Genomic DNA, 25,211 nt, shown 5'->3' with positions numbered 1-25,211 from the left:
TGTTTCTATGCTTCACCAATTTTCACGAACTGAACTAGCGATTGGCCCTGAGGGGCTTGAAATCATGAAGAATAGTACAGTTGCTGTCCTAGGTATTGGCGGTGTAGGTTCAATCGCTGCTGAAGCACTAGCGCGTACAGGGGTTGGACGTCTTATTCTGATTGACAAAGATGTTGTCGACATCACGAATATTAACCGTCAGATTCATGCGCTTACGACAACAGTAGGTCAGCCAAAGGCCGACCTGATGCGCGATCGAATCAAATTGATTAATCCGGAATGCGATGTTATCGCGCTCCGGATGTTTTACACAGAGGAAACGTACGAGGAAGTATTCGCATATCCAATTGATTACGTGTTGGACGCAAGTGATACCATCTCTTATAAAATCCATCTGATCAAGCAGTGTCTGGAGCGGAAGATCCCAATCGTTTCCAGCATGGGCGCAGCTAACAAAATGGATCCGTCACAGTTCAAAGTAGCGGATATCTCCAAAACGAGCATGGATCCTATTGCACGTGTGGTGCGTCAAAAACTGCGCAAGGAAGGGATCAAAAAGGGTGTGAAGGTCGTATTCTCGACCGAAGAGCCGATGAAACCACGCGAAGATGTAACGCAGCAAATCGTTCCTGCGAACGCACCAGAAATTCGCAAGGCGAAACAACCGCCAGCGAGCAACGCCTTCGTTCCGCCTGTGGCTGGACTGATCATGGTGAGTGTGGCTGTGAAAGAACTATTGGAAATTGGTTTAAAGAAGAAATAGGAAAAACGGATGCCCTTGGAAAGAGGGCATCCGTTTTTTTATTTACCTAAAAGGATATGGAGCATCCTATTTATGCGCCGCCTACGGGGAACGTGGGAACACTATTTGGGTGTTTTGGAGGTTTTTACACCTCGAAAGTGGGAAATAGCGGATCCTCGTTCCGCAAAAACTTGAAATAAGCAGTTTTAAGAGGAAATAACGCTTCTACGTTCCCTTTCACATGGAGTCGGAGATATTGTAAAGGTTGAAATCGAAAAATTAATATATCGGTATGGCATATATCAATCATTTATATGTTGACTCGATATATATAATCTGATAAATTGTTAATTAAGAAGCACATCAAGAAAATAAGGAGGACTTACAGCATGACTAGTCAGGATGTCATTTTAGGTATTTTAATGAAACGCAGTCTATCGGGATACGACATCAAGCATATGTTTGAGACGGTATTTTCCTATTTTTACAATGCAAGTTTTGGCACGATTTATCCTACGCTTAGCAAGATGGAGAAGGAAGGTCTCATTACGAAAGAAAGTGTTATCCAAGAGGGAAGACCGAATAAAAATGTCTACTCCATAACGGAGGAAGGCCAAAAACATTTCAAAGCCTATATGTACAGTCCCATGCAAGCCAATGAATTCAAGTCTGATGCGATGACTCGTTTGTTTTTTGGTGAATTTATTGAGGTCGAGGTCATTATTGAATATTTGGAAATTGGCATAGCGAGTACGAAAGATGACCTTGAGCGTTTGCGGAACATGTATGAGAACGGTAAGTCAAACTCGTTAATGTCTCAGACTCAGGAACTTTGTATTCAGATTGGTATCGAAAATATGGAAAGTACGCTGCGAACATTAATGTCCGGAATAGAACGTTTGAGTAATTTAAAAGTGGAAAAGGGGAAAAACGAAAGTGGGTAATAAAAAAACAGGTTTTATAATATTGGCAATGGCTCTAGGGCTATTGATGTCTGCACTAGATAATACAATTACGGCGGCTGCCATAAGTCATATCATAGGCGACATTAATGGTTTCGATAAGATCAGTTGGGTATTCACAGCGTATATGCTTGCATCGACGAGCACGATGCTTGTTTTCGGGAAGCTATCGGATATGTTTGGCAGAAAACTCTTTTATTTGATTGGAATTTCCATATTTCTGATCGGTTCGGCACTCTGTGGTACGGCCCAGGATATGACGCAGCTTATCGTATACAGAGCGATTCAGGGGATAGGTTCAGGAGCTATTTTTCCCATTAGTTTCACCATTATTTACACGCTTTTTTCAGATCCCAAAGAGGGGGCTAAGCTATCAGGGGTATTCGCGGGGATATTCGGCCTTTCGTCCGTAGCAGGGCCTCAAATCGGTACATTACTCGCCGAATCTTGGGGCTGGCGCTGGTGTTTTTATGTTAATTTGCCACTCGGTTTACTCTCATTTTTTGTTTTGCTTTTTGCTCTTAAGGAAACTCGTTCGACTCGCCGTCCGAAAATTGATTATTTAGGGACACTGTTACTCATAATCTCTACCGTCTCACTCATGCTCGCGTTAGAGTTTGGTGGTAAAGATTATACTTGGGCGTCCTGGCAAATTATAAGTTTGTTAGCTGTTGCCGTTGTTGTAGGCTTTCTGTTCATTATGGTTGAACGTAGGGCCCAAGAACCTATGCTGCCTCTACCCTTATTCAAAAACCGAATGGTTCTCGGCATGATGTTAGCTTGCCTTTGCCAAGGAGCGATTATGTTCTCGGCAATTGCTTACTTGCCTATTTTCTCAACTGCCGTGCTAGGTCGGGTGAATTCAAATGTGCTTTTGACCCCGATGATGTTTTCTTTAATGGTGGGAGCTGTTTTGTTTGGTTTCCTTCAACGATTCTTTAGCTTCCGTGCGGTTATCGCGTCCAGTATGATTACGGGTATTGTCATTAGCTATTTGTTAAGTGTAGTCAGTCATGACGCAAGTAATCTGTATATGATTACCCTGATGGTTATACTTGGCGTAGGGGCAATTGGTCCGTTAATGAGTGTTGCTCAGAATGCAGTTGCTCTCAGTGTAGATCAAAAGTATATCGGGGTCAGCTCCTCTATCATTGGCTTTTGGCGTAATATTGGAGGGGTTCTAGGAGCTTCGATTATGGCGACTGTCGTCAACACGAGATACAACAGTCTTATTCAAGTAGGCGCAGCTGAGCACAACATGCCTCTTAATCAACTGTCGTCTTTAGCCAATCCAGAACATTTGATCCGAGCGGGAGCTGCATTGCCTAAAGAAACGATGAATTTCCTCCGAGATTCATTAGGAACAGCGATTAACCATGGTTTTATCATAAGTATCGTGTTCGGTATTGTCGGACTAGCGGCTACATTCATAGCAGGGCCACTTCGTTTCACGGTACCTGTCCAACGTCCGGAACCGCAGAATGACAATGCAACTCCTCAGTCTGTATAAATGGTATCAAGAAAGATCCTCCTGGTTTCGTATCGGGGGGATCTTTTACTGACAAAACATGACATGATTGCGTATGCGGGTTATAATAGAGTTTATATCTTTCAATGCAAAGTAAAGGATAATCTACTTATGGACTTGTTTACATATGCTTCTTCACAAGAACCAACAGGAAAGCTGTTAGCCGATCGTATGAGGCCAACATCGCTCGATGAGTATATTGGTCAGGAGCAAATCGTCGGAAAAGGGAAGTTGCTAAGACGAGCGATTGAGGCCGATCAAGTGACCTCAATCTTGCTTTATGGACCTCCAGGCACAGGCAAAACAACATTGGCCAACATCATAGCGAACCGAACACAGGGTGAGTTTATGAAGCTGAACGCCGTAGATGCTTCGGTCAAAGATGTGCGAGAGATTATCGAGCTAGCGAAGACCAATAAAGCGATGTACGGTCGTAAGACGACCTTATTCTTGGACGAGGTGCATCGCTTCAACACCTCGCGACAGGATGCGCTGCTGCCTGCGGTAGAGCAGGGCATCCTCATCTTCATCGGTGCGACGACAGAGAACCCGTTTCACCACGTGAACGGGGCTCTGCTGTCGCGCTCGACGCTGTTTCAGCTTGAGCCCCTAACGGCGGAGCATGCGCTCATCGCCATGCGAAGAGCCATCACCGACCCCGTGAAGGGGCTCGGCTTCATGCGCCTCCACGTAGACGAGGAGGCGCTGGAGCACATCGCGCGGATGGCTAATGGCGACATCCGCCGTTCACTTAACGCGCTGGAGCTTGCAGCGCTGACAACTTCACCTGAACCGGATGGAACGGTTCAGGTTACGCTCGAGGTGGCGGAAGAGTCGATCCGCCGCCCTATCGTGAAAGCGGATGAGTCGACGCAATACGACGTCTTGTCCGCTTTTCACAAGAGCGTGCGCGGCTCCAGCGACGCCGCGCTGTTCTGGTTCCTATATGCCGTCGAGAAGCTCGGCATGGATCCCATGACGTTCCTGCGGCGTCTTATCGTCGCCTGCAGCGAAGATATCGGCCTTGCGAATCCGCAGGCGATGGTGCAGTCCGTGACGGCCATGGACGCCTATCATAAGATTGGTTGGCCGGAATCAAAGTACATCATTTCCCAGGCAATTTTATTCGCCGTGGAGAGTCCAAAGTCAAATTCGATACCGATTGCCATCTCTCGCGCGGAACAGTTGATGGACCAAGTGAAATCTGCAAATGTACCGCTTCATCTGCGTGATACGCACTACAAAGGTGCTGATCAGCTCGGACATAAAGGCTATATGTATCCGCATAATTATCCGGGACACTATGTGAAGCAGCAGTACTTACCAGACGAAATTCGAAATGAGATCATTTTTGCTGCTAGCGAACAGGGAACAGAAGAAAAGATGAAGCTCAATCAGCATAAAAGAAGAGGGACACCTGCAGGTTTATAAAATCAGTAGGTCCCCTCTTTTTTCTTTTTCCATATCGATTGTGAAAACCTTCTCTGTAATAGGATCGTACCGAATCGAAACAATTAGTGGAAATTCGACACCATGATGTCTTACCCAGAAGCGAAACTGCTGCTGTGCAACACCGGGTGCTATAGTTGAACGGCCTAAATATTTATAATCTAATAAAGTGTATAATCTGCCAGCCTCCTGAAAAGCAAGACGGCTCCATTTGGCATATTCAGGATCTTGCTCAGGCTTATATTTTACGAAAATTTCTTCTGTACTTATCTTTGTACTTATCTCTGTTCTTGTCTTTGTACTTGCTTCTGCACTTGTCTCTACCCTTGCTTGCAAACTTCCAGCCCAACCAACCCAAATAATGAGAAATACGGCTAAGATTCTACCCATTCACTCACACCTTTCGCGATTATCCTGTGCTTAGAATTAAGCCTGCATACTTGAAAGGCAAACGGTAAATTTCTACAAGAAGCCGGATTATTTGTGCTGGCAACAGTGCTGAAAACAGAAATAGGAGCCCTCAGGGCTCCTATTAATGATCATTTCTATAACTTAAAAACCTTCCCTAAATAAACACCCGCGGCAGCACTAAACCGTTTTTGAAGCAGCTCTCTGAGTTGACTTTTCGCTTCCGGAGTTGGGAGTGTATTCGCCTTAATCCCATGAAGCTCCATCCAATGCTTGGCGGTCATGTAGCAGGTGCTGTTCCAGCCGTTCTTGGTGCCATTGGCATTCAGGCGTTCGCTTATACCAGCTATGACGATATCTGTTTTGCTTTGTAGTTCTATCAGAGCACGGTCGAATTCATTTTTCGACTCCTTGGCTTTCATCCCGATTTTGGAGCGAAGCTCCCTAACATCGATGCCTTCGTTCTCTTCAACAGCTTGAAAAAGCTCGACAGCCGATTTGGGAAGCTCGCCATCTGCATAACGCTCTTCTACAGAATAAGGTTCGTCTAATAAATTCTTAATCAATGGAAAGAGCTCAGCAGAAATCAACAGAGGCTTTTTCGCAAAAAAGCGGCCATAAGCGGCAATGCCGTCGCCAGGCAGACGATCTCGCCATAACCAAGGATCTGTTTCTAGCCCCGTATGCCATTGTTCGTGCACAGTTATAGATTCAAGTGAAGGATGATCCGGTATGAACGAAGAGAGGGGGAGAATACCGACCTCTTTCACGATCTTCGTAACATCCTCATAAGCAGCAGCTTTCCATCCAACATCATTCACTTTGACCAAATCGATCATCCTTCCTGTTCCTATATCCGCTAATCAAACTTACTTATGAACCTTATCAATAACTCCGCCACCTAAACACACGTCTCCATCATAGAAAACGACGGATTGTCCGGGCGTTACGGCTTTTTGTGGTTTATCGAAGACAACTTCACATGTACCATCTTCCATAAACGTAAGAACTACGCCTTGGTCGGGCTGACGGTAACGAAATTTGGCTGTGCAAGCATATGCACCCACCGGTTTGTTCGATGAAATCCAGTTCACATCAGTAGCTGTTAAGCCCTTAGAATATAGTCCTGGATACTGCTCACCTTGAACAACAAGCAGTTGGTTGCTTTCCAAATCTTTATCTACAACGAACCACGGCTCGCCAGAGCCTGAACCGCCAATGCCAAGTCCTTGTCTTTGACCCAGGGTATAGTACATCAAGCCGTCGTGACGTCCTTTAACTTTACCGTTACGAATATCGACCATATTGCCGGGCTTTGCAGGCAAGTATTGGCTGAGGAACTGTTTAAAGTCGCGCTCGCCGATAAAGCAAATTCCGGTGCTGTCTTTCTTTTTAGCTGTGGCTAGACCTGCTGCTTCAGCAATTTCACGAACCTTTGGTTTCGGTAGGTGGCCAATCGGGAACATAGCTTTGGACAGCTGCTGTTGATTCAGCACGTTTAGGAAGTACGTTTGATCTTTGTTGGCATCATTACCACGCAAGAGCACATATTCACCATCTTGCTCTTTCACTTGTGCATAGTGACCTGTTGCAATGTAATCCCCACCTAAATCAATGACCTTCTGAAGCAATTCCCCGAATTTAATTTCACGGTTACACATCACATCCGGATTCGGCGTGCGGCCCTTGGTGTACTCGTCTAGGAAATAGGCGAAAACTTTGTCGTAATATTGCTTCTCGAAATTTACTGTATAGAAAGGGATGTCGAGCTGATCGCACACTCTTCTAACATCCTCTGCATCTTCTTCTGCGGTACAATGTCCAAACTCATCGGTATCGTCCCAATTTTTCATGAAAATGCCAATAACCTCGTAGCCCTGTTCCTTAAGCAACAGCGCAGCAACCGAAGAATCAACACCTCCGGACATTCCCAAAATGACACGTGTTTTTTTACTCATAGCTGTGAACCTCTTTTCTATCTTGTGGGACTTTTTTTAAAACTCTTACTATTATACCTCTCTATTGTTCAAAATTAAAATATTTCATGAGAATGTCATTGTTTTTCCCCCACAGAACAAGGAATTTATGATACCATATATACGATATACGGATGTTTAGGAATGTTTTTGCGAAAAATGGAAACGCTGTGTACCAAGATAGGGAAGACCTTAGTGTCTGAACGTGGATAAAATAGATGGTAGGCAAACAGAAGTTTTAGCAATATCGATCAGACTCCTTGATGGCATATAATGTTGAATGAGGTGTAACTTTGAAAATTTCTACAAAAGGCCGCTATGGTTTAACGATCATGATGGAGCTGGCCAATCGATTTGGTGAAGGACCGACTTCACTCAAAAGTATTGCCGAAAAGCATCAGCTTTCCGAGCATTATCTGGAACAACTTGTAGCTCCACTTCGCAATGCAGGATTGGTCAAAAGTATTCGTGGTGCTTACGGTGGATATATTCTCTCCAAATCCGCTGATACAGTAACAGCAGGCGAGGTTATTCGTGTATTAGAAGGACCGATTAGTCCTGTCGACTTTACGGAGGAAGATGATCCGGCTAAGCGTGATCTGTGGATTCGTATTCGTGATAGTATTGCGGATGTGCTAGATTCTACTACACTTGCGAACTTGATTTCTTTCGAAGACCAAGGCAAGAACGACAACTACATGTTTTACATTTAAGGGTGTCCTATGAATCCCATTTATCTTGATCATGCAGCAACTACACCCGTGCATCCTGAAGTATTAGAAGCGATGCTTCCATTCTATACAGCCTTTTTTGGTAATCCTTCGAGTACACATAGCTTCGGCAGAGCTACTAGAACAGCACTCAACCGGTTTCGGGACGCTATGGCGAAATCGTTAGGCTGTTTACCTGCTGAACTTATTTTTACAAGCGGTGGAACCGAAAGCAATAACATGGCGATCTTCGGGATCATGAATGCAAACAAGGATGGCAAGAAGCATATCATTACGACAGAGATCGAACATCATGCTGTTTTGCATCCCTGTGAGCGATTGGAGAGCCTCGGATACGAGGTGACCTACCTTCCAGTAGGTCCGACCGGTCTTATTCAAATAGAAGATGTGGAAGCGGCTATACGTCCTGACACAGCTCTCATTTCCATGATGTATGTGAATAATGAAGTGGGTACGATTCAACCGATCGAGCAAGTAGGTCATTTAGCTCGGAATCGGCAAATTCCTTTTCATGTAGATGCGGTGCAAGCTCTAGGTAAATTGCCGCTGAATGTTAGTGAACTTCCTGTTGATTTAATGAGTTTCTCAGCTCATAAGATATACGGACCCAAAGGTGCAGGTGCTTTATTTGTATCTAAGAACACAAGGTTGACACCTCACGTCTTTGGCGGTGCTCAGGAGAGAAAGCGCCGCGCAGGTACGGAGAATGTAGCAGCAATTGCAGGCTTTGCCAAAGCTTTGGAAGTTACTCTCCCAATGATGGACAGTATGCAATCCAAAGTCGCAGAGTTTCGCAGGCTTATGATAAGCATACTTGAGCAGCAATTAGGCTTTGATAGCTTCACGATTAATGGCCACAAGGAACAGTGTATCCCGCATATTCTGAACATCAGCTTCCCAGGTATCTCAACAGAAACACTTCTTATGAATCTTGATTTAGAAGAAGTGGCTGCTGCAAGCGGTTCTGCATGTACGTCAGGTTCACTTGAAGTATCGCACGTATTACAAGCCATGAAGCTCCCAGAAAATGTTACAGCCTCCGCGGTTCGATTTAGCTTTGGAATGGGGAATTCTAAAGAACAAATCGAAACAGCTGCCCAGAAAATTGCAACCATTGTCAAGCGGTTGCGTACTACATAGTACCGGGTGGTTCTAGGAGGAATACAACTTGCGCAAAGCGCATGATTTGATCGGGCTTCCCGTGTTAACGGTAGATTCCGGTAAACAAATTGGTCAAGTTAAAGATTTATTGGTAGGCCCTGATTGGAACATACGAGGTATCATGCTCGAAGTGAAGATTTGGTTCTCCTCCTTACGTTACATACCGTGGGAGGGAATCGTCGCTGCCGGAGAAGATGCCATTACCATACCGAACGAAAGTGTCATTCGCGAGTTTGAGCATGTGGAAGAGTGTCATGCTTTTCTTGAAGGAAGCCGCAAAATTAAAGGTCTTCCCATCATTACGGTGGGAGGGCACAAATTAGGCGTGGTAGAAGATGTTTATTTAAACCAGAATTGGGGTAAACAAATAGTAGGTTATGAATTGTCCGAAGGGTTTATTTCTGATTTAAAGGAAGGGCGAAGATGGCTTCCCATGCCGGTGGCGGCAACCAAAGGGGAAGATGCCATCATAGTGCCTGTACATTGCGCTCAGGAAGTAGAAGAACTCTTCGTATCCAAAGAAGAATAGGGTGAGCATTATGCGTTGTCCAAACTGTAATTCCAAAGATATTGGAAAGATCGGTTCCCATCAATTCTACTGCTGGGGTTGCTTTATTGAACTCAGTGTTAACGGAGACAAAATGTCCGTGTATCAAGTAGAGGAAGACGGTACGTTGAGTTCTCTGGATGATTTATTTTTTGAGGAAGAAATTCCTCAAGTCCACGAACATGCAAATTAATCAATAATACACATTACGAAACGTTATTTTTTGAGCGCAGTGGCGCTTAAGAAGTAGCGTTTTTTCTTGTTTAGCTCATGATTTAACGGGTTAATTTGGACGGGTTGTACATATACTGTATGAGCGTATGTTTATAAGGATTAACAGAGGTGAAGAGAATGGAACGTTTTTGGAAAAATAAATGGTTTGTCGGGTTGGTCTACCTCCTACTTGTTCTGGCCAGCTTGTATATGCTGCTGCAAATAAAGCCAATCATGTTTAGCGTATTTACATTTATCAAAGCCATCTTGACGCCATTTTTTATTGCTGTGATTATTTCGTACATTTTAAACCCGATCGTAAATATTCTTAACCAGCGGAAAGTGCCAAGAACCATTGCTGTACTGCTTATTTATAGTGTCTTTCTCACATCTCTGACCGTTATTATCATGAATATGACACCGATGTTTGTGTCCCAAATAGCGGAACTGAATGAGCATATGCCGCAAATGGCTATGCGTGCGCAATCGCTTGTAGACGGCTTTAATCAAAATCAACTGCTGCCAGACAGTGTGCGCAATGGATTTAATCATTCACTTACGAAGCTGGAAAATAGCATTTCCATGGCCATCTCGAACTACATGAATCAGATTGGAAATACCATCAATATGCTGTTCATCGCTTTTATCGTACCGTTCGTTGCGTTCTATATCTTAAAGGATTTTCAAATTATTGAGAAAACAGCCTTGGCTATTGTGCCGAAAGAGCATCGTAAGAAAACAATCAAGCTGCTCATTGATATTGACACAGCTCTTGGTAATTATATCCGGGGTCAATTATTAGTTTGCTTGATTATAGGAGTTCTGGCCTATTTGGGGTATTGGCTTATTGGTATGCAATATGCATTGCTGCTCGCTAGCGTTGTGGCGGTGTTTAATATTATTCCTTACTTAGGGCCTTTTTTTGGAGCAGCGCCGGCAATCATTATGGCATCAACGGTCTCTTTGAAAATGTTGTTATTCGTCGCACTCGTTAATTTAGCCGTACAAATTCTCGAAGGCAACGTGATCTCCCCACAAGTGGTAGGAAGAACGCTTCATATGCATCCGTTGTTTATCATTTTCGCCTTACTTGTAGGTGGGGAAGTCGCGGGTATAGTGGGGTTAATATTGGCTGTACCTTTCTTTGCCGTCATGAAGGTTATCATTCAACATATTTTCCTTTACTATGTTCATAAGCCTACGACATGAGGGTTTCATTAGGAGTGGACGCACAGAACCCCTCTGAGCCATGACTTGCGGGATCATGGTTCAGAGGGGTTCTGCACGAGGGTTGAGGATATGAAAGGTGTGGCCATGCGTAAACCATCGAATGGTACGGAATAAGTATACGAATTCTTGCTATATGTCATTTGTTCGATAATGAAAATCATTATCATTAAACTTAGTATACGTTCATTGAGAATGATTGTCAACTGTGATTTTTAAATTTTTATCTTTGTCGTCTCCTTGGTCGTCCTTTTCTTCTTTTTGCTCTTTTTGTTCTTGAAATTCTATCCGAGTTTGACCTGTAATATAGTCAAAAGGATTATAACGGCTATCGGGAATTTCCTTTTTTATGAGAGTTTTGGCCATGATGTAGATGATTAATACAAAGATAGGTGTGATTACACCGAGTAGGGTGAGGGTTGAGAAATCCAATTGAAACACCTCCGAAGATCATATAAATGACACAAGCGTACTGTACATACGATTCCCTTAAAGGTTTGGTTTCATTAACATTTGTTACATTGAATGGAAGTAGAGCCCAAAGCTTCACTTGAATATTGACAGGGTACTAGCATATAGTTATAATTTGCCTTATCTATATCTGAATTGAAAGCGTTGATGAAACTTTAGTAAGCCATAGTCCATTGTCAGAGAGAAGGTTCCGCTAGAGCAGTGTTACTGCGAGTAGCGGCTGTGAGAACCTTTCGGTGCTAGGATGGCCCAAAGCTCGTTTCGGAGTGTGGATGAACTCCACCGGTTGGACCCGTTACAGATCCGCACAAGGAGATTGCGTTTGTTTCCTCTTGCTTTAAGCAAAGGTGAGCCGAACACAATAACCAGGGTGGTACCGCGATTATTCGTCCCTGTATGTTACAGGGGCGTTTTTTGTTTGTTTTTCGAACAATTGATAAATATGGAGGCTTGAATAAGATGAAAGCAAGTGAAATACGTTCCAAGTGGTTGCAGTTCTTTGCAAGTAAAGGGCATAAGATAGAGCCAAGTTCATCGCTCGTCCCACATAACGATCCCTCACTCTTGTGGATTAATGCGGGGATTGCTCCTTTAAAGCCGTATTTGGATGGACGCGAAATTCCTGAAAATCCGCGGATTACGAATGCCCAGAAATGTATTCGTACGAATGATATTGAGAATGTAGGTAAAACACGTCGACATCATACGTTCTTTGAGATGCTGGGGAATTTCTCCATCGGAGACTACTTTAAAAAAGAAGTCATTCCTTGGGCTTGGGAGTTTTTGACTGATCCGCAATGGATCGGCTTTGATCCGAATCGCATTTCTGTCACTGTGCATGAAGATGATGAGGAAGCTTTTGAAATTTGGAACAAACAAATTGGTATACCCGAAGAGCGTATTTATAAGCTCAAAGAAGATAATTTCTGGGATATTGGCGAGGGTCCATGTGGTCCTTGTACAGAGATTTTCTATGATCGCGGTGATAAATACGGTGATCTGTCTGATCCAGAATGCTGGCCAGGTGGGGAAAATGAGCGTTTCTTAGAAGTTTGGAACCTCGTGTTTACGCAATTCAACCATAATAAGGACGGCAGCTATACACCGCTCCCTAACAAAAATATTGATACCGGTGCAGGATTAGAACGTTTTGCTTCGATTCTGCAAGATGTGGACTCAAACTTTGACACGGATTTGTTTAAGCCGATTATTGATAAAACCTGTGAGCTTACAGGTGTGAAATATCATGTGAACGAAGAGCATGATGTTGCACTCAAAGTCATCGCTGACCATATCCGCACCGTTGCTTTCTCCGTTGGTGATGGCGTGCTGCCTTCTAATGAAGGACGCGGTTATGTTATCCGCCGTTTGCTGCGCCGCGCTGTACGATACGGCAAAGTGCTTGGACTGGATAAGCCATTCCTTCATAAACTCGTACCAACCGTTGGAGAAATAATGGGCGTTTACTACACGGAAGTTGTAGATAAACGAGAATTTATCGAGAAGGTTATTCGAACCGAAGAGGAGCGTTTCCATGAAACGTTAAGTGATGGTTTGGTCATTCTGGCCGAGATGGTAGAAAAGACACGTCAAGCGGGTACAAATCAGATCAGCGGACCGGATGCTTTCAAGCTGTATGACACGTATGGCTTCCCATTCGATTTGACCGAAGATTTTGCTTCTGAGAAGGGCTTAACGGTTGACCGTACAGGGTTTGATACTTCCATGAAGGAACAGCGTGACCGTGCTAGAGCGGCTAGTCATAAAGAAGGCGGAATGAAGGTACAAGGCGGACCGCTGTCTGATTTGACGATTAAAAGCGAATTTGTTGGTTATAATGAATTGGTAGTTACTGCTAGTATCGTGGCGATCGTTCATGAGAATGAACTCGTTGACATTGTCGGAGTTGGCGAGACCTGTCAGGTCGTATTGGATCGGACTCCTTTCTACGCTGAAAGCGGCGGTCAGGTCAGTGATTATGGTATAATTCGAAGTAACCAAGTGTCATTGAAGGTTGAAGATGTTATCAAAGCGCCTCATGGCCAACACGTTCATAAAGTTCTTGTTGTGTCGGGTGTTCTGCGTAAAGGTGATTCGGTAGAAGCAATTGTTGCTGCCGCTGAACGTGGGGACATCATTAAGAACCATACAGCTACACATTTGCTGCACAAAGCGCTTAAGGATGTGCTTGGAACGCATGTTAACCAAGCGGGGTCTTTGGTTGAACCTGACCGTTTACGGTTTGACTTCTCGCATTTCGGAAGCATTAGCAGCGAAGAGTTGCAGGATGTAGAGCAGCGTGTGAATCGTCAGATTTGGAACAATACGAATGTAGATATTTCACTCAAAGCAATCGCTGACGCGAAAGCAATGGGAGCTATGGCTTTGTTCGGCGAGAAGTACGGTGATATTGTTCGTGTTGTGCAAGTTGGCGATTACAGTTTAGAGCTGTGCGGCGGTTGCCACGTTCAAAATACGGGTCAAATTGGCTTATTCAAAATCATCAGTGAGTCCGGTATCGGTTCAGGAGTTCGTCGGATCGAAGCGGTGTCTGGCCGCAGTGCGTATGAATACCTTGATCAGCAATTGCAATTACTGAAAGAATCCGCGGGCTTGCTCAAATCAAATGTTCAAGATGTACCTAAACGTGTGGAAGCTACGCTTCAGCAAGTGAAGGAATTGACGCGTGAAAACGAGTCGCTGCGCAGCAAACTTGGGCGAATCGAAGCGGGTTCACTTACAGACCAAGTGAAGCAAATAGCGGGGGTTTCGGTGTTGGCTGCACAAGTCAATGCGGCGGATATGGATTCACTTCGTAATATTGTGGATGAGATGAAGACGAAGCTAGGTTCCGCTGTTATCGTACTCGGCGCAGTTGCAGATGATAAAGTCAATTTGGTAGCTGCTGTCACGCCAGATCTTGTGGCTAAAGGCTTCCACGCTGGCAAAATCATTAAAGAAGTGGCTCAGGCTGTTGGCGGTAGCGGAGGCGGTCGCCCGGATATGGCACAAGCAGGCGGTAAGGATGCATCCAAATTGCAAGCTGCTTTGTCCGGAGTTGAAGGACTTCTTTCCAAATTTGCATAATTATTTTTCTGTGGGACAGGAATTTTTAAACCCATAGAGAATATATCCAGTATACATGGTTTAATTTTCAAATATTTTTCAAGGTATCAAAAGGAAAGCGAGGTGCTCCTGATGAGTTCCATGGATAAAACGATGAAGTTTAACGTAAAGGCAGAAGAAATTGAGACATCGCCTAAAGACGTGCTATTAGCGGTGTACGATGCTCTTCAGGAAAAAGGGTATAATCCGATCAACCAGATTGTCGGGTACTTGCTTTCCGGAGATCCTGCCTATATTCCACGGCATAACAATGCTCGGAGCCTCATTCGTAAACGGGAACGGGACGAACTCATTGAAGAGTTAGTTCGTGCTTATCTGGGTCAACACAAATAGAAGGAAAAGTGAACCGGCATGAGATGGATAGGCTTGGATTATGGGGACAAGACGATAGGTGTAGCGATGAGCGACGAGCTTGGTTGGACGGCTCAAGGGCTTGAAGTCATACATCGTCGTAAGCCTGGGGAAGACATCGCTCGGCTGGAGGCCATTGTCAAACAGTACGGTGTTACTCAAATAGTGGTAGGCTTGCCCAAAAATATGAACAATACTATAGGGCCACGCGGCGAGCTTGCTATCGCATTTTCGCAAGAATTAGAGCAAAAACTAAGTGTACCTGTACACTTGTGGGATGAGCGGTTAACGACCGTAGCTGCGACACGCACACTTCTAGAAGCTGATGTGAGTCGGAAGAAACGCAAGCTGGTTATTGATAAAATGGCCGCACAGCTCATTCTGCAAGGGTACATGGATGCCAATATGAAGAGGTGAACGAACATGTCCAAAGAAGAATTGAATGAAGAACAACCAGAAATCATTTACATCCCGGACGATGAAGGCAACGAAGAAGAGTTCGAGGTTATCATGAAATTCGAAGTGGACGGTTCTGACAAGAAGTATATGATGGTAGTGCCTACAGACGGCGGAGATGAAGAATCCGATGAAGTGTACGCATTTCGCTATGAAGAGGATGATGACGGCGAGGATTTGAAGCTGTTTACCATCGAGGATGAAGAAGAATGGAATATTGTTGAAGAAACATTCAATACCTTAATGGCAGAATTCGATGAGGAAGAAGAAGCATGAGTACGACGCCTTCTGACGTATTGCGCAAAACTTACGGGGATGATATTATTTTGTTTGATGAGCAAAATGAATCAACGGTGTATCATCTTCTTAAAGAATTCGTTTATGGAAATTATACGTATGCTGTTCTGCAATCCGATGAACTCAAGAAGGAAGACGAGGTTGCTGTTTTCCGAGTAACGACAGATAGCGACGGACAGTATGAATTGGAAACCATCGAGGATGACGAGGAATGGGAAACCGTTTCAGAGCTCTACGACGAGATGGTCTTTCCAGAACAGGATGAATTGTAAGAAGCATACAACCGAGCGGAGCGCATCCGCTCGTTTTTGTTTGCTTTGGGGTATATGAATGCTTACGAAGTTAGTTTTCTTACGAAAACTTTTAGGAGGATTATTGTGAACAACATGCTTGAACAGGAGAATGAACAGAATAAGCCTAGAAGAAGTAAGCTTAAGGTCTTCCTTCTTGTCTTTGGACTATTGCTGCTCATTATCATTGGAACTGCAGGCGGCATCGGATTGTATATCGCGAGTGCTCTCCAGCCTGTAGCTGCTTCAGAGCAAGAAGTAAGGATTTCAATCCCACAAGGTGCCGGATCTTTGCAAATCGCCAAGGAGCTTGAAACGAAGGGACTTATTAAAAATTCTACGATTTTTACGTATTATTTAAAGGTGAAGAAACTGGGCTCCAGACTTCAAGCAGGCGAGTACAGTATGAAACCGGGCATGACCTTCGAAGAAATGATTAATAAGCTTAATAAAGGGGAGACCGTGAAGGAAGAAGTCATCCGTATTACGATCCCTGAGGGCTATACCATTGATCAAATTGCAGCCAAATTAAGTGAGCAGACTCCTTGGAAAAAGGAAGTTTTTCTACAGATGGCGGATGCGCCTGCTGGGCTCAAGGGAGAAACAATCGCAACGATTCCTGATAATAAAAGCATCAAACACCGTCTCGAAGGGTATCTGTTCCCAGAAACGTATGAGTTTAAGAAAGACTCCACGGAACAAGATTTCATTGAGCGAACACTGCAGCAGCTGGATAAGAAGCTGGCGACACTTCCACCAGACTGGAAGGACAAGCTCAAGGAGCGCGGACTTAACGTACACCAGATGTTGACTATTGCCTCTTTAATTGAACGTGAAGTGGTTGTAAATGAAGAGCGTGCACTTGTATCTGGCGTTATCCAGAACAGGTTGAAGAAGAATATGCCCCTGCAAATTGATGCAACCGTGCAATATTTATTTGATAAGTCCAAAGAGAGGTTACTGGAGAAGGATCTTCAAATACAAAGTCCTTATAATACGTATTTAAACACAGGTTTACCTCCGGGGCCAATCGCGAGTCCGAGCCTTGCCTCGATGAAGGCAGCTATTTATCCGGAAGAGACGAAGTATTTATTCTATGTAACAAAGAAAGATGGGACCAAAGGGCATTTGTTCGCAGAAACTTTTGAAGAGCATAAGAAGAATATTGCAGAAAGCAAGAAGGCCGCGAATTAGTAGTACGAACTTATGATAGGAAGCTGACAGAAGGTAGGGTAAGCAATTGAAAAAACCAGAATTAGTAGTAAGCTGCAGCACTGTGGCAGAACTGAAAAGATTGATCGAAGTAGGCGCAGATGCGGTTATTATTGGCGAAGCGCGCTACGGCATGCGTCTGCCGGGAGAAGTGAAACTGGATGAGATGCAGGAAGCTGTGTCTTGGGCACATGAACAGAAGGCTAAGGTATATGTTGCTGTAAACAATATTTTTGACAATAATGCCCTTGAGGGGCTGTATGATTATTTAGCCAAATTACAGGAATACGGTGTGGATGCAATCATTTTCGGTGATCCAGCGGTACTTATGAATGCACGTAGTTTACCTAAGCCGCTAGCGCTGCACTGGAATGCAGAGATGACATCAACCAATTATGCGACTGCGAACTATTGGGCTAAACAAGGAGCTACCTGTGTGGTCCTGGCTAGAGAACTGAATATGGAGCAGGTTTTGGCTTTTAAAGAGCATGCCGAGTTGGCTGTTGAAGTACAGGTACATGGCATCACTAACATTTATCACTCTAAGCGAGAGCTAGTGAAGAATTATATCGAGCACCAAGGGAATGATGCAACTGACCAGGATCGTTCCATTGAGCGAGGGCTTTTCCTCATTGAGCATGAACGTCGTGATCAGCGTTACCCTGTGTACGAAGATAGTAATGGCACGCACATTATGAGTTCCGAAGATATATGTATGTTGGAAAATTTACCTGAGCTTATGGACGGTCAAATAGATAGTTTGAAAATCGAAGGTCTTTTGAAATCTTCTTTGTATAACGAAACGGTTGTGAGAAGCTATCGGGCTGTAATCGATGCTTATGCTGCTGATCCTGAAGGATATATCTTTCAACAGGAATGGTTGGATGCGATAGTTAAGCTGCAAGATCCTGAACGTGAATTGTCATACGGTTTTTTCTACAAAGAACAGGTATATTGATAGATGAAAGAAGGTGCGTTTTCGTGGTGACAACAGCCATAGAAGCCCGAGCTAGAGGAAAGCGTGTTAGGCTTAACAAGCCGGAATTACTGGCTCCGGCAGGCAGTTTAGAGAAGCTGAAATTTGCGATCCATTACGGAGCGGATGCGGTTTACATCGGTGGCCAGAAGTATGGTCTCCGTTCCAACGCGGATAACTTTTCGCTGGAGGAAATGCGCGAAGCCGTAGAGTTTGCTAATCAATATGGGGCAAAAGTATTCGTAGCAACGAATATTTACGCTCATAATGAGGATATAGAAGGCCTTGATGATTATTTGAGAGGACTTCAAGAGGTTGGGATTTCTGCTATTATTGCAGCTGATCCAATTATTATGGAGACATGCAGAAGAGTAGCTCCTAAGTTGGAAGTTCATGTGAGCACTCAGCAATCCGTTATGAATTGGCAAACTGTGAAGTTTTGGAAAGACCAGGGTATTGAACGAGTTGTTCTAGCCCGCGAAGTCAGCATGGAAGAAATCGATGCGATTAAAGATCATGTCGATGTTGAGATTGAAGCCTTCATACATGGGGCTATGTGCAGCTCGTACTCGGGCCGTTGCGTGCTTTCTAATCATTTTACTGATCGAGATTCCAATCGTGGCGGCTGCTCGCAATCATGCCGTTGGAAGTACGATTTATTTGCCAAGGATCAACCTCTTTCTGCTCCTTTGGCCACAGATTTGCCGATGTTTGGCGAGGAAGATGATGCTTTCACGATGGGTTCGAAGGATCTTAGCATGATTGATCATATTGCGGAAATGATCGAATCTGGCGTAGACAGCTTCAAGATTGAGGGCAGGATGAAGAGCATTCATTATGTGGCTACGGTTGTTAATGCTTACCGCCAAGCCATTGATTCCTACTTTGCCGATCCAGAGCATTTTGAGGTCAACCCTGTGTGGCAGGATGAAATATATAAAGCGGCAAACCGACCTTTGAACACCGGTTTCTTCTATGAAGCGCCTGGACATGAGGATCATATTTTTGAGCCAGAAGATAAAGTCGTTGGATTTGATTTTGTTGGTCTGGTTATGGGATATGATGCTGAATCGGGTACGGCGCTCATACAGCAAAGAAATCATTTCAAGCCTGGCCAAGAAATTGAATTTTTCGGGCCGGATGGTACGCATTTTAAGCAAAAGGTTGGCGTCATACGAAATGAAGATGGTCAAGAACTAGATGCAGCTAGACATCCACTTCAATTGATCAAATTACAAACGGATAAACCTGTAAAAAAATGGGATATGATGCGCAAAAAAACGGGAAAATAATACCATGGAAACTTTATCCAAACTCGAGTATATTGGATAAAGTTTCTTTTTTTATTTTATTTTAGATCGGATTTTGAAGGATAATGGTAAAGTATGTCGAAATTATTAAAAAACGTAAAGTGAACCCTTTACATTCTAGTTCAAAAGTAAGGTATAGACTGGAAGTAGAAACTAATGGTGGTGACAAAATGAAAGAGAAACTTCAACGTATTTTAGACAAAGTAGTTCAAGCAATTCGTAATGTTCCATGGGGTCGTATTGTAGGCGTGGCAAGCAAGAAATCTAAGCAAATGGGCTCGATTGCTTTTAAAGAAATGAAGCAAGTCAAGGTAGAGAACCCTGTGAAATCCGTAGGTATGAAGCTGTTTTTAATGTTTTTTGTAAGCATTCTTTTTTTCGTCCTCACTGTGGGTATGATTTCTTACTCGGTATCGAAAAATGTGATTAAGAACAAAGTGTCTGCATCCAGTCTTCAAACTGTAACACAAGCGGGGCAAAAGCTAGATTTCCTTTATCAAACGTTTGATGAAGTATCTCTACAAATTATGCTTAACAAGGACCTGCAGGATTTGCTTACGTCAATTCCTACCTTAGACCCATCCTCTTACGAAGCTCTTGACGTTACTCGTCAATTGACAGAAAAATTGAATGTGGTGACTTTCTCGAACAAAGCAATTAAAACGCTTCATCTTTACAGACCTGATGGGAAACTGATTGTTATTACAGGTTCTGGAGGAACGGCATTTAGCGACAATTCAAGCACGAATGATTGGTTTAAGAAGATTGTTGAGAACGGTGGAAAAGTGACTTGGTTAGATAGTAAAGTCAAAGGATATTCCAGCAGTTCGACGAATACATTTGCCATTGGTCGTGTAATGAGGAATACGCTTACGAATTCCACATCAGCCATTCTTCTAATCGAGCTTAGTACAGATCTATTGACTAAAGAGATTACTGGGATGTCATTAGGTGATGATAGTAAGGTTGTCATTACGAATACAGAGAACAAATACATAGCTAATAAAGAAATCTCGGAATTAGAAAAAGATTCTGCTGTCAAATTGACGAAAGAACAATTAGAAGAAGAACACGGTTCTTTTATTACGAAAGATGATCACTTGGTTGCCTATTATAAATCGTCCGTATCCGGTTGGAATCTCGTTGGTGATATTCCTGTGAGCGCCCTTGTGAAGGATGCTAAGAAAATCTTCAACTATACGCTTCTAATCGCCTTGTTCGCGGCTATTGCTGCCGTGCTAATCGGTCTATTCGTAGCTAGAATGATCGGACGTCCTCTGATTAATCTACGTAACTTGATGCAGCAAGGTGCTAAAGGGAAACTTACGGTGCGTGCGAACTACAAAACACAAGATGAAATTGGACAGCTAGGTGCAAGCTTTGATGTGATGATGCAGCAGATTACAACCTTGGTTCAACAAACAAGCACTTCTGCTCAAGCTGTTTTCGAAACTGCACAAGAGTTAACGAATTCCTCGAAGGTAACGGCTACAGCTGCAAGAGAAATTGCTGTGGCGACGGATGAGATTTCCAATGGAGCCGGAGGATTGGCGACGGAGTCTGAGAGAGGCAATGAGTTGACTTATCATATTGGCGAGCAAATGAAGCAGGTCATCGAAGCCAACCTCGAGATGGGAACGGCTGCTGCGGATGTTCAAAGCTCCAGTGAGCAAGGTACGAAGTATATGACTGAACTTATTTCGAAAACGAACCTGACAGAAGAAATGATCCGCTCGATGGTTGATAAAGTCGATAATTTGAAAGACAGTACCCGTTCTATTCGTAAAATCCTGGATGTTCTTAATAATATGACGAAGCAAACGAATATTTTGTCTTTGAATGCGACAATTGAGGCCGCACGTGCTGGTGCAGCTGGTAAGGGTTTCATGGTAGTTGCAGATGAGATTCGTAAACTAGCGGATCAATCCAGACAATCCATTGATGTCGTAGGTCAAATTACAGAAACCATCACGAAAGAAATCGATGAGACGGTGAAAGTTCTTTCAACGGCAACACCAATTTTCCAAGAACAAATATTAGCTGTTAAAGAAGCCGACACCATCTTCAAACAAGTAACGAATCACATGGGTGGATTCATTACACAGCTAAGTACGGTAAGTGATTCGATCTCCACACTGGAGCAATCACAAGTTGTACTTTCCGATGCAATGACGAATGTCAGCGCAGTAGCTGAGGAATCACTAGCTACATCGGAGGAAGTTGCTTCGTTGAGCTCAGAACAGCTTAGCATCAGCGACGGTTTAGTTAAACTATCGGACAAGCTGGATCAGCTGTCCAAATCGCTTAACGACACTTTATCCAAATTCGAAGTATAAGTATCATAGAATACGTAGTCCACTCTCCATTTAGGAGGGTGGATTTTTTTGTTTTATTGAGCTTTAACGTGGATCGGATAGTTTGACCAAGATCAGGAATGACGATACTGAAAGCAACAGCAGTTATTGTTAGTTAAAAGGAGTTTAGTAACATGAGGATTAAACAATTATCGTCTTTAGAAAAACGTCGAATCTTTCTTGTTCTCCTCACGATCTTACTCTTGTTTATAGGGATCGTTGGGAAGCTTTTTTGGATACAAATTGCGACAACGGAAAGCTACTCTTCAAGAGGGGTTAATTTGGTCAAAAACTCTGTCGTGCAGAGGCAACGTGCCCTTGTGCTAGAAAGTGGGCGTGGGGAAATCTTAGATCGTGATCTAAAGCCCATGACGGGAAAAATGATTAAAGCCCTTGTGGCATTTCCTATAAATAGCGATTTCCAAGGTGAGCCGCAGCAAGTGAATCAATTGGCCCGGATTTTGCGGACGAATACAGATCATTGGCTTGCATTCTCTCGTGATTTGAAAGAGCCGCAAGTGTGGCGCACTGCTGAGGGAGGGAAACCTGTTGTGCTAAGCGATCAGCAGGAGGAGCAAATTAATGCCCTCGGCTTACCCTATTTGAAAGTCGTGAAGATGGAGGACCGTTATCCGTCAGGTATGATAGCGCGTCAATTGATCGGGTTTATTGGGCAAAATCCGGATAGAGTGATGAGTATCTACGGTGCTGATCTGGAGAAAGGCAAGGTTGCGCTAACCTCGAAAATCGGAGGTGCTGGACTGGAGAAAACGTTCGATCTGTGGCTTCGAGGCATTGGTGAGACGTCAATCTCTTATTTTACAGACGCAGGAAAAAGACCGTTAGCTGGCCTAGATGCCCGAATGATTGCACCGGACAATACCTTCTATCCCGTCAAACTAGTGACGACACTGGATTTAAGCGTGCAGCAGCGAATTGAAGTCCTTATGGATAAGCTAAATATTCGTGAAGGTGCTGCTGTTGTTCAGGAAGTGGCACAAGGGGATATCGTCGCGATGGCGAGCAGACCCAATTTTGATCAGACAGAAGTCGATCTGGCTAGCAATAACTGGAGTAATTATGCACTCAAGGCGACGGCGCCTGGCTCGATTTTCAAAACAATCGTAGCCGCAGCTGCATTGGATAAAGGGGTCGTTGATCCCAAAGAAACTTTCAATTGTGAAGGTGCCCTCGGGAAATATGGCTTTACGTGCTGGAGAAGAGATGGACACGGGCCTTTAACTTTAGAGCAGGGCTTTGCGCAATCCTGTAATATTGTGTTTGCCAGAGTGATGCAGCGACTGACGCCTGCTGAGTTGGAAAGCTATGCACATAAGCTTGGTGTATTGGATGAAGTGGGCTGGACAGGGAAGACAGACAGTGAGCAAATGCTCCGTCAATTGGATACAGAAGAGAACGGACAGCTATTTGGGGCCCATACTCCGCATAATGATGAGGGAGTGCTTATGCAAACGGCGATTGGTCAAAGAGATGTCAGGATGACCCCTTTGCAGGCGTCTAATATGATTGTTACCTTGCTGCATGGTGGAAAGGGTTATTCACCAAGAGTTGTTCAAGAAATTCGGTATCAGACGGATCGTGTGATGGAGAAATTTCCTGTTCAATTATTAGATTCTGAGGCGGGGCGGGTTTCTGCAGCGACCAGTCATACATTAATAAACTGGATGAGAGAAGTGGTAACCGATGGAACGGGACAAGGCTTAAAGGATGCCAAGTGGAAGCTGGCTGGAAAATCTGGTACGGCACAAATTGAGACTGTTAAGCAAGAAAAGGTGAATCAGTGGTTTATTGGTTATGGTCCTGTTGATTCACCGAAATATGCCGTTTCTGTTGTCATTAAGAACATGGATCCTACTGAGAGCAATAAGGCCATCCCCTTGTTTAAAGGGATTATGGATATTTTAGCAAGTGACTCAAACGGTAGGTAAAGAAATCGTGAAGCAGGTTCCCTGGTCTGGCTGGCTTGTTACTTCTATGAGTCCGCCAAATGTTTTGATGATTTTATAGGAAACCATCATGCCAAGACCGGTGCCTTTATTTTTCGTTGAGTAAAAGGGTGTTCCAAGACGGTTCACCTGCTCAGGAGTCATGCCAATACCGTTATCTTTAATTTGTAAAATAACTTTAGCGCTTTTCTTGAAGCCTGTTATTAACAGAGTGCCTCCGCTAGGCATAGCCTCGATGCCGTTTTTCGTTAAATTAACTAGGCATTGAATCATTTTTTCGCTGTTGGCTTTAATTAGAAGAGAAGACTCCATGTCGATATGAATTTCTACACCGCGCATTGACGCGTAAGGATTTATGAAATTGCTTAATTTGAGAGATAACGTGGAAACATCCACCTCTTCAAGCTTCTCGGCTTGCGGTTTAGCGAAGGATAAGTAATCCGTAATAATGCTTTGTGCTCGGTCGATTTCTTCAATAACCATGGTCGTATAAATACGTTTTTTCTCTTCCGTGACTTCGGACTGGCTGAGTATTTGCATAAAGCCGCGGGCAACTGTCATCGGGTTGCGAATTTCATGGGCGACCGAAGCAGCTAATTCGCTTAATACATTCATCTTTTCGGAACGCTGGACTTCTTGGCGCATCGCTATATTTTCTCGGATACGAACAATTAAATAGGTTATCAACCACATCGTCAGCATGTGAACAATACAGCACATTAAGCCGTAAAGCAGAAAGCTCCTATCTACGGAGACATTCGAATCGATGCGATATAGCATCGTCATGCAGAAAGTAGCTAGAGCGCTAATAAAGGCAAGAAGACTGGGAAACATCACTTTGGGGGTTCGGTACTTCCAATTGCTTAGGTCAATGAAAGTCAGGATGAAGGGTACGAGCAGAGCGGACAAGGTAACCATCCATAAAAAATCTGAACCATCGATGTAGTAGGTATAGGCTAGTATAGCTGCGGAGACAGTAAGTCCTGAACGTATGCCACTGTAAAGGAAAGCAACAAGTACAGGAATCGTGCGCAGATCAAAGTTGTTGCCTGTTATCGTAAAAAAGGGATGAGACATGCAAAATATGGCTGCCAATGAACAAATGAGCCCTATAAATACTCGATTTGCAGGATTGAAGCTAATGGGACCGGGCCGATCCAGCCATAAAATATGACATACCATGATGGGGAGAGTTAACACAAGTATATTGAGGAGTAAGTCGTCAATTACATTCAAGGATCTCGCCTACTTAATTAAATATTTGGGTTTATTTTTATTTCGACATAAAACTTGAAATTCCTTTGATTTCTTCCCAAAATTTTGATGTTTTTTGACAAGTTCTGACGGAAACTTGCTGTATATCCATTTTTCAGGAAAAATGTTGCTCTTCCTGAACATGCTCTTTATTGCAGCAAAGGCTTGTATCGCTTACAATTCTGTACATGGATACAAATCGT

At 43.7% G+C, this 25,211-nt stretch carries 24 protein-coding genes; 19 read left to right on the top strand and 5 right to left on the bottom strand.

All coding sequences use genetic code 11. The features are described 5' to 3' along the window. Window positions 1-7 precede the first annotated feature (7 nt). The 4 genes from GC098_RS18495 to GC098_RS18480 all read left to right on the top strand — a co-directional run bounded on the left by GC098_RS18495 (window position 8) and on the right by GC098_RS18480 (window position 4,663). Window positions 8-763, top strand: a complete 756-nt coding sequence (locus tag GC098_RS18495; protein ID WP_029196910.1) for a tRNA threonylcarbamoyladenosine dehydratase — start codon at window positions 8-10, stop codon at window positions 761-763. 368 nt (window positions 764-1,131) lie between these two features. Continuing rightward, complete coding sequence (locus GC098_RS18490; protein WP_171644709.1) at window positions 1,132-1,686, top strand: PadR family transcriptional regulator; 555 nt, start codon at window positions 1,132-1,134, stop codon at window positions 1,684-1,686. Continuing rightward, window positions 1,679-3,214 (top strand): MFS transporter, encoded by a 1,536-nt coding sequence (locus GC098_RS18485; RefSeq protein WP_312880201.1) that lies wholly within the window; start codon window positions 1,679-1,681, stop codon window positions 3,212-3,214. Before GC098_RS18490 ends, GC098_RS18485 begins: the two co-directional genes overlap by 8 nt. Before the next feature lie 129 nt (window positions 3,215-3,343). Continuing rightward, window positions 3,344-4,663 carry a replication-associated recombination protein A gene (locus GC098_RS18480; RefSeq protein WP_171644707.1) on the top strand — a complete coding sequence of 440 codons (1,320 nt, stop codon included), beginning with the start codon at window positions 3,344-3,346 and terminating at the stop codon, window positions 4,661-4,663. Here GC098_RS18480 and GC098_RS18475 read toward each other — a convergent pair. From GC098_RS18475 to mnmA, 3 genes are all read right to left on the bottom strand, one after another. Beyond that, entirely contained in the window at window positions 4,658-5,071 is a 414-nt protein-coding gene (locus GC098_RS18475; protein WP_171644705.1) for a DUF3889 domain-containing protein, read from the bottom strand. The genes GC098_RS18480 and GC098_RS18475 overlap by 6 nt on opposite strands. Window positions 5,072-5,226: 155 nt before the next feature. Next, window positions 5,227-5,928: an AlkZ-related protein gene (locus GC098_RS18470; RefSeq protein ID WP_171644703.1), complete on the bottom strand. Its 702-nt coding sequence runs from the start codon at window positions 5,926-5,928 to the stop codon at window positions 5,227-5,229. A gap of 30 nt (window positions 5,929-5,958) precedes the next feature. Then, on the bottom strand, window positions 5,959-7,047 hold the full coding sequence (gene mnmA / locus GC098_RS18465) for a tRNA 2-thiouridine(34) synthase MnmA (RefSeq protein ID WP_171644701.1): 1,089 nt from the start codon (window positions 7,045-7,047) through the stop codon (window positions 5,959-5,961). 311 nt (window positions 7,048-7,358) lie between these two features. Here mnmA and cymR point away from each other — a divergent pair, with 311 nt between their 5' ends. The 5 genes from cymR (at window position 7,359) to GC098_RS18440 (ending at window position 10,926) form a co-directional block, all read left to right on the top strand. Continuing rightward, window positions 7,359-7,778: a cysteine metabolism transcriptional regulator CymR gene (gene cymR, locus GC098_RS18460; protein ID WP_171644699.1), complete on the top strand. Its 420-nt coding sequence runs from the start codon at window positions 7,359-7,361 to the stop codon at window positions 7,776-7,778. A 9-nt stretch (window positions 7,779-7,787) separates the two neighbouring features. Next, window positions 7,788-8,936, top strand: a complete 1,149-nt coding sequence (locus GC098_RS18455) for a cysteine desulfurase family protein (protein WP_171644697.1) — start codon at window positions 7,788-7,790, stop codon at window positions 8,934-8,936. A gap of 28 nt (window positions 8,937-8,964) precedes the next feature. Next, window positions 8,965-9,486, top strand: a complete 522-nt coding sequence (locus tag GC098_RS18450) for a PRC-barrel domain-containing protein (protein ID WP_171644695.1) — start codon at window positions 8,965-8,967, stop codon at window positions 9,484-9,486. 7 nt (window positions 9,487-9,493) lie between these two features. Next, a complete protein-coding gene (locus GC098_RS18445; RefSeq protein ID WP_029196901.1) occupies window positions 9,494-9,697 on the top strand; it encodes a YrzR-like zinc ribbon domain in 204 nt (67 codons plus the stop codon). A 158-nt stretch (window positions 9,698-9,855) separates the two neighbouring features. Further along, window positions 9,856-10,926 carry an AI-2E family transporter gene (locus GC098_RS18440; RefSeq protein ID WP_171644692.1) on the top strand — a complete coding sequence of 357 codons (1,071 nt, stop codon included), beginning with the start codon at window positions 9,856-9,858 and terminating at the stop codon, window positions 10,924-10,926. 204 nt (window positions 10,927-11,130) lie between these two features. On the opposite strand, the gene GC098_RS18435 is transcribed toward GC098_RS18440, so the two are convergent. Further along, window positions 11,131-11,376, bottom strand: coding sequence for a DUF3951 domain-containing protein (locus GC098_RS18435; protein ID WP_246358704.1), 246 nt, complete (start codon window positions 11,374-11,376; stop codon window positions 11,131-11,133). A 498-nt stretch (window positions 11,377-11,874) separates the two neighbouring features. On the opposite strand from GC098_RS18435, the gene alaS reads away from it, so the two are divergent. The 10 genes from alaS to GC098_RS18385 all read left to right on the top strand — a co-directional run bounded on the left by alaS (window position 11,875) and on the right by GC098_RS18385 (window position 23,736). Next, a complete protein-coding gene (gene alaS, locus GC098_RS18430) occupies window positions 11,875-14,502 on the top strand; it encodes an alanine--tRNA ligase (RefSeq protein WP_281367090.1) in 2,628 nt (875 codons plus the stop codon). 111 nt (window positions 14,503-14,613) lie between these two features. Beyond that, entirely contained in the window at window positions 14,614-14,874 is a 261-nt protein-coding gene (locus GC098_RS18425) for an IreB family regulatory phosphoprotein (RefSeq protein ID WP_028555746.1), read from the top strand. 18 nt (window positions 14,875-14,892) lie between these two features. Then, a complete protein-coding gene (gene ruvX / locus GC098_RS18420) occupies window positions 14,893-15,309 on the top strand; it encodes a Holliday junction resolvase RuvX (protein WP_171644688.1) in 417 nt (138 codons plus the stop codon). Window positions 15,310-15,315: 6 nt separating this feature from the next. Next, window positions 15,316-15,624, top strand: coding sequence for a DUF1292 domain-containing protein (locus GC098_RS18415; RefSeq protein ID WP_047676265.1), 309 nt, complete (start codon window positions 15,316-15,318; stop codon window positions 15,622-15,624). Further along, complete coding sequence (locus GC098_RS18410; RefSeq protein WP_057306100.1) at window positions 15,621-15,917, top strand: DUF1292 domain-containing protein; 297 nt, start codon at window positions 15,621-15,623, stop codon at window positions 15,915-15,917. The genes GC098_RS18415 and GC098_RS18410 overlap by 4 nt, the downstream gene beginning before the upstream one ends. A gap of 114 nt (window positions 15,918-16,031) precedes the next feature. Beyond that, on the top strand, window positions 16,032-17,129 hold the full coding sequence (gene mltG, locus GC098_RS18405; RefSeq protein ID WP_171644870.1) for an endolytic transglycosylase MltG: 1,098 nt from the start codon (window positions 16,032-16,034) through the stop codon (window positions 17,127-17,129). Between the two features lie 46 nt (window positions 17,130-17,175). Further along, window positions 17,176-18,105, top strand: a complete 930-nt coding sequence (locus tag GC098_RS18400) for a peptidase U32 family protein (protein WP_171644686.1) — start codon at window positions 17,176-17,178, stop codon at window positions 18,103-18,105. A gap of 26 nt (window positions 18,106-18,131) precedes the next feature. Next, window positions 18,132-19,415 (top strand): peptidase U32 family protein, encoded by a 1,284-nt coding sequence (locus tag GC098_RS18395; protein WP_171644684.1) that lies wholly within the window; start codon window positions 18,132-18,134, stop codon window positions 19,413-19,415. A gap of 188 nt (window positions 19,416-19,603) precedes the next feature. Further along, complete coding sequence (locus GC098_RS18390) at window positions 19,604-21,769, top strand: methyl-accepting chemotaxis protein (RefSeq protein WP_171644682.1); 2,166 nt, start codon at window positions 19,604-19,606, stop codon at window positions 21,767-21,769. A gap of 152 nt (window positions 21,770-21,921) precedes the next feature. Beyond that, window positions 21,922-23,736, top strand: a complete 1,815-nt coding sequence (locus GC098_RS18385; RefSeq protein WP_171644680.1) for a peptidoglycan D,D-transpeptidase FtsI family protein — start codon at window positions 21,922-21,924, stop codon at window positions 23,734-23,736. Here GC098_RS18385 and GC098_RS18380 read toward each other — a convergent pair. Then, window positions 23,722-24,936 carry an ATP-binding protein gene (locus GC098_RS18380; RefSeq protein WP_376773903.1) on the bottom strand — a complete coding sequence of 405 codons (1,215 nt, stop codon included), beginning with the start codon at window positions 24,934-24,936 and terminating at the stop codon, window positions 23,722-23,724. The genes GC098_RS18385 and GC098_RS18380 overlap by 15 nt on opposite strands. Window positions 24,937-25,211: the final 275 nt, after the last annotated feature.

The sequence above is a fragment of the Paenibacillus phytorum genome (assembly GCF_013141715.1).
Lineage (GTDB): Bacteria > Bacillota > Bacilli > Paenibacillales > NBRC-103111 > Paenibacillus_E > Paenibacillus_E phytorum.
This window is presented reverse-complemented; position numbering and strand designations above follow the sequence as displayed.